This is a genomic window from Arthrobacter agilis, from assembly GCF_002953615.1.
Classification (GTDB): domain Bacteria; phylum Actinomycetota; class Actinomycetes; order Actinomycetales; family Micrococcaceae; genus Arthrobacter_D; species Arthrobacter_D agilis_B.
Window position 1 is genome coordinate 1,122,105 of sequence record NZ_CP024915.1, and the last position, 4,808, is coordinate 1,126,912.

Annotated in this window: 4 protein-coding genes; all 4 read left to right on the plus strand. The window is 68.8% G+C overall.

Features of this window, described 5'->3' with window-relative positions:
• The coding region (gene uvrA, locus CVO76_RS17260; RefSeq protein ID WP_244186218.1) for an excinuclease ABC subunit UvrA at nucleotides 1-1,917 on the plus strand (1,917 nt) is incomplete at its 5' end.
• Between the two features lie 86 nt (nucleotides 1,918-2,003).
• Complete coding sequence (locus CVO76_RS05350; RefSeq protein ID WP_244186300.1) at nucleotides 2,004-2,660, plus strand: HAD hydrolase-like protein; 657 nt, start codon at nucleotides 2,004-2,006, stop codon at nucleotides 2,658-2,660.
• On the plus strand, nucleotides 2,647-3,315 hold the full coding sequence (locus CVO76_RS05355; RefSeq protein ID WP_208741078.1) for a lysophospholipid acyltransferase family protein: 669 nt from the start codon (nucleotides 2,647-2,649) through the stop codon (nucleotides 3,313-3,315). Before CVO76_RS05350 ends, CVO76_RS05355 begins: the two co-directional genes overlap by 14 nt.
• A gap of 76 nt (nucleotides 3,316-3,391) precedes the next feature.
• Nucleotides 3,392-4,808 (plus strand): excinuclease ABC subunit UvrC (gene uvrC / locus CVO76_RS05360; protein WP_208741080.1); only part of this gene is annotated, 1,417 nt, incomplete at its 3' end.

Genomic DNA, 4,808 nt, shown 5'->3' on the forward strand with positions numbered 1-4,808 from the left:
GCGCCGTGGTCGCTCGGTACCGCGACGCTCGAGTACTGGACCCGCCTGCTCGAAGGGCTCGCGTCCGAGCTGACGTTCGACATCACCACGCCGTGGCGCAAGCTCCCGGACCGTGCCCGCGAGGCCGCCCTGTACGGCAAGGACCACAAGGTCGTGGTGCAGTACAAGAACCGCTTCGGGCGGGAGCGCAAGTACAGCACGGGCTTCGAGGGCGCCATCCAGTACATCCAGCGCAAGCACGCGGAGACGGAGTCCGACAACGCGCGGGACCGCTACGAGGAGTACATGCGGGAGATCCCGTGCCCCACCTGCGGCGGGGCACGTCTGAACCCGGCGTCGCTGTCCGTGCTGATCAACGGGCGCTCCATCGCCGAGGTCTCGGCCATGCCGATGCGCGACTGCGCCGAGTTCCTCGACAACCTCGTGCTGACCGGCCGCGAGGCCCAGATCGCCAACCAGGTGCTCAAGGAGATCCAGGCGCGCCTGACGTTCCTCCTCGACGTCGGTCTCGAATACCTCAACCTCGAACGCGCCTCGGGCACCCTCTCCGGCGGCGAGGCCCAGCGCATCCGCCTCGCCACCCAGATCGGGTCCGGTCTCGTCGGCGTCCTCTACGTGCTCGACGAGCCGTCGATCGGCCTGCACCAGCGGGACAACCGCCGCCTCATCGAGACCCTCACCCGGCTGCGCAACCTCGGCAACACGCTCATCGTCGTCGAGCACGACGAGGACACCATCGCCGAGGCCGACTGGATCGTCGACATCGGACCGGGTGCCGGCGAGCACGGCGGCGAAGTGGTCCACTCGGGCCTGCTCGAGGACCTGCTCACCAACGAGAAGTCCCTGACCGGCGACTACCTCTCGGGACGGCGCAGGATCGAGATCCCGAAGAAGCGCCGGAAGATCGACCGTTCCCGCCAGCTGAAGGTTGTCGGCGCTCGCGAGCACAATCTCACGAACGTCGACGCGACGATCCCGCTCGGCGTGCTCACCGCCGTCACCGGTGTGAGCGGATCCGGCAAGTCCACGCTCGTCAACGACATCCTCTACAAGGTGCTGGCGAACAAGCTGAACGGCGCCAAGCAGGTGGCCGGGCGGCACAAGCGGATCGACGGGCTGGAGCACCTGGACAAGGTCATCCACGTCGACCAGAGCCCCATCGGCCGCACTCCGCGCTCGAACCCGGCGACGTACACCGGCGTGTTCGACAACATCCGGAAGCTCTTCGCGGAGACCACGGAGGCGAAGGTCCGCGGATACCTGCCGGGCAGGTTCTCGTTCAACGTCAAGGGCGGCCGCTGCGAGGCTTGCTCCGGTGACGGCACACTGAAGATCGAGATGAACTTCCTGCCGGACGTCTACGTCCCGTGCGAGGTCTGCCACGGGGCCCGGTACAACCGCGAGACGCTCGAGGTGCACTACAAGGGCAAGACCATCGCGGACGTGCTCGACATGCCCATCGAGGAGGGGGCCGAGTTCTTCGCGGCCTTCAGCCCCATCGCACGGCACCTCAACACCCTCGTGGAGGTCGGACTGGGCTACGTCCGCCTCGGCCAGCCGGCCACCACGCTGTCCGGCGGCGAGGCGCAGCGCGTGAAGCTCGCGAGCGAACTGCAGAAGCGGTCCAACGGCCGCAGCATCTACGTCCTGGACGAGCCGACGACGGGCCTGCACTTCGAGGACATCCGCAAGCTCCTGCTGGTCCTGCAGGGCCTGGTGGACAAGGGCAACACGGTCATCACCATCGAGCACAACCTCGACGTCATCAAGAGCGCCGACTGGGTGATCGACCTCGGCCCGGACGGCGGCTCGGGCGGCGGTCAGATCATCGCCACGGGCACGCCGGAGCAGGTGGCGACCAATGAGCGGAGCTACACGGGGACGTTCCTGAAGGAGATCTTCGACAAGGTCGGATAGGGCCCTGCCGCACGCCTGATATACCCGGGAGGGCATGCATGATGCATGCCCTCCCGGTGCTATGGCAAGCTTGCCGGGTGGCAAATATGCATTCGCTGATACTCTTCGACCTCGACGGCACCCTCGTCGACCCGGCAGGGGCCATCACCGGAGGCATCAGCTCGGCCCTGGTGAGCCACGGGTTCCCCGAGCCCGACGACGACGCCCTCCAGGCCATGGTCGGGCCGCCGCTCGCCCACTCCCTCACCGCCCTCGCAGGGGTCCCGGCGTCCCGGGTCCAGGAGGTCATGGCGACCTACCGCGCGGGCTACGTCGCGACCGGCATGGCACGCAGCCGCCCCTACCCGGGGATCGCACGGTGCGTCGAGGCGCTGACCGACGCGGGAGCGGTGGTCGCCGTGGCGACCCAGAAGCCCGAGTGGCTCGCCGAGGAACTGCTCGAAGCGCAGGGCCTGCGGCATCTCTTCGCCTCCGTCCACGGATCCCCGCGCGACGAGGCCGCGACCGTCGGCGGCAAGGCCCCGATCATCCGGGCGGCGCTCGAACGACACGCGTCCGACGCCCTCCGGCCGGTGATGGTCGGCGACCGCCGGCACGACGTCGAGGGCGCGGCCGCCAACGGGATCGCCTGCATCGGCGTCGGGTGGGGCTTCGCCGCACCCGGCGAACTGGAGGACGCGGGAGCTGCCGCGGTCGTGCACACCGCCGACGACCTGCTGGAGGTACTCCGTGGGGGTCTATGACCTGACGCGCAGCACGACCCGCGGCCTGATCAGCACGCTGTGCCGGCCCACCGTCGAGGGACTCGGCAACGTGCCGAAGGACGGCCCTTTCATCGTCGCGCCCAACCACCTGTCCTTCCTCGACAGCGTGCTGGTCCAGGCGCTGATGCCACGACCGGTCGCGTTCTTCGCCAAGGCGGAGTACTTCACCGGCTCGGGCGTGAAGGGCGTCCTGATGAAGTCGTTCTTCGAGGGCGTCGGCTCCATCCCCGTGGAGCGCGGGCAGCAGGCCGCCAGCGTGCAGGCGCTCCGGACGCTCCTCGACCTGCTGGAGCAGGGCGACGGTGTCGGCATCTATCCCGAGGGCACGCGCTCACGCGACGGCCGGCTCTACCGGGGGAGGACGGGCGTCGGCTGGCTCGCGCTCACCACCGGTGCGCCCGTGGTGCCGGTCGGGCTCCTCGGCACCGACGCCCTGCAGCCGGCAGGGAAGAAGGGCGTCCGCCCGCAGCACTTCACCCTGCGGATCGGCGAGCCCCTGGTGTTCGCGAAGACCGGACCCGGACACCCCCTGCCCGCACGCCGCAGCGCGACGGACACGATCATGGACAGCATCGCCGCCCTCACCGGCCAGGAGCGCGTCCCGCACTACAACCAGAGCCCCGCGACCGACTAGGCCCGCCCGTCAGCGGTCAGCGGAAAGGACGCTCCGGGGTCGGGGCATGTCACCGTCCAGCCCTAGGATGAATGGCGTGGCGAACCCAGTGACATACCGGCCCAAGACAGGCGAGATACCGCTCGATCCCGGTGTGTACCGCTTCCGCGACGAGCACGGCCGGGTCATCTACGTGGGCAAGGCCAAGAACCTCAGGTCGCGGCTGAACTCCTACTTCGCCAACCCCCAGGGGCTGCTCGCGAAGACCCGCACCATGGTCTTCACCGCCGCGAGCGTCGAATGGACCGTCGTCGGCAGCGAGCTCGAGGCGCTCCAGCTCGAGTACACGTGGATCAAGGAGTTCGACCCGCGGTTCAACGTCATGTTCCGGGACGACAAGTCGTACCCGTACCTGGCCGTCACCATGGGGGAGAAGTACCCGCGCGTGCAGGTCCTGCGGGGGGACAAGAAGAAGGACACCCGCTACTTCGGCCCCTTCTACCCGGCGAAGGCCATCCGCGAGACGGTCGACACCATGATCCGGGTCTTCCCCGTCCGGACCTGCAGCGCCGGCGTCTTCAAGCGCGCCGAACGGACCGGCAGGCCGTGCCTGCTCGGCTACATCGACAAGTGCTCGGCGCCGTGCGTGGGCCGGATCACCCCCGAGGACCACAGGGCCCTCGCGGAGGACTTCTGCGACTTCATGTCCGGCGAGGCGAAGAAGTTCATCTCCGGACTCGAGAAGAAGATGGCGGAGGCCGTCGCCGAGCTCGACTACGAGTCCGCTGCCCGCCTGCGCGACGACATCGCAGCCCTGCGCCGTGTGTTCGAACGCAACACGGTGGTCCTCAGCGAGGACACCGACGCCGACATCTTCGCGCTGAAGGAGGACGAACTGGAGGCCGCCGCCCAGGTCTTCCACGTCCGGGGAGGCCGCATCCGCGGCCAGCGCGGTTGGGTCGTCGAGAAGGTCGAGGACATGGAGACACCCGACCTCGTGGAGCACCTGCTGCAGCAGGTGTACGGCGAGGGCAACAGCAGCAACGAGCAGATCCCCCGAGAGGTCCTCGTCCCGGTCCTGCCGAGCAACTCCGACCAGATGCTCGAATGGCTCCGCGGCCTCCGGGGCGCGCGGGTCGACGTCCGGGTCCCGCAGCGCGGTGACAAGGCCACTCTCATGGGCACCGTGGAGCAGAACGCCGCGGACGCCCTGCGCCTCCACAAGAGCCGCAGGGCCGGCGACATCACCACCCGGTCGGCCGCCCTGCAGGAACTGCAGGAGGCCCTCGACCTGCCCCAGCCGCTGATGCGCATCGAGTGCTTCGACATCTCGCACGTGCAGGGAACCAACGTGGTGGCCTCGATGGTCGTCGTCGAGGACGGTCTGCCCCGGAAGTCCGAGTACCGCAAGTTCTCCATCACGGGCGACGCCGCCCGGGACGACACCGCCTCCATGTACGACGTCATCTACCGGCGGTTCCGCAACTACCTCGCGTACAAGGCCGGCGACACCC

Bases quoted from the DNA above. Each gene is read 5' to 3' on its own strand.
- CVO76_RS05350 (WP_244186300.1), top strand. From the start codon at position 2,004: ATGCATTCGCTGATACTCTTCGACCTCGACGGCACCCTCGTCGACCCG.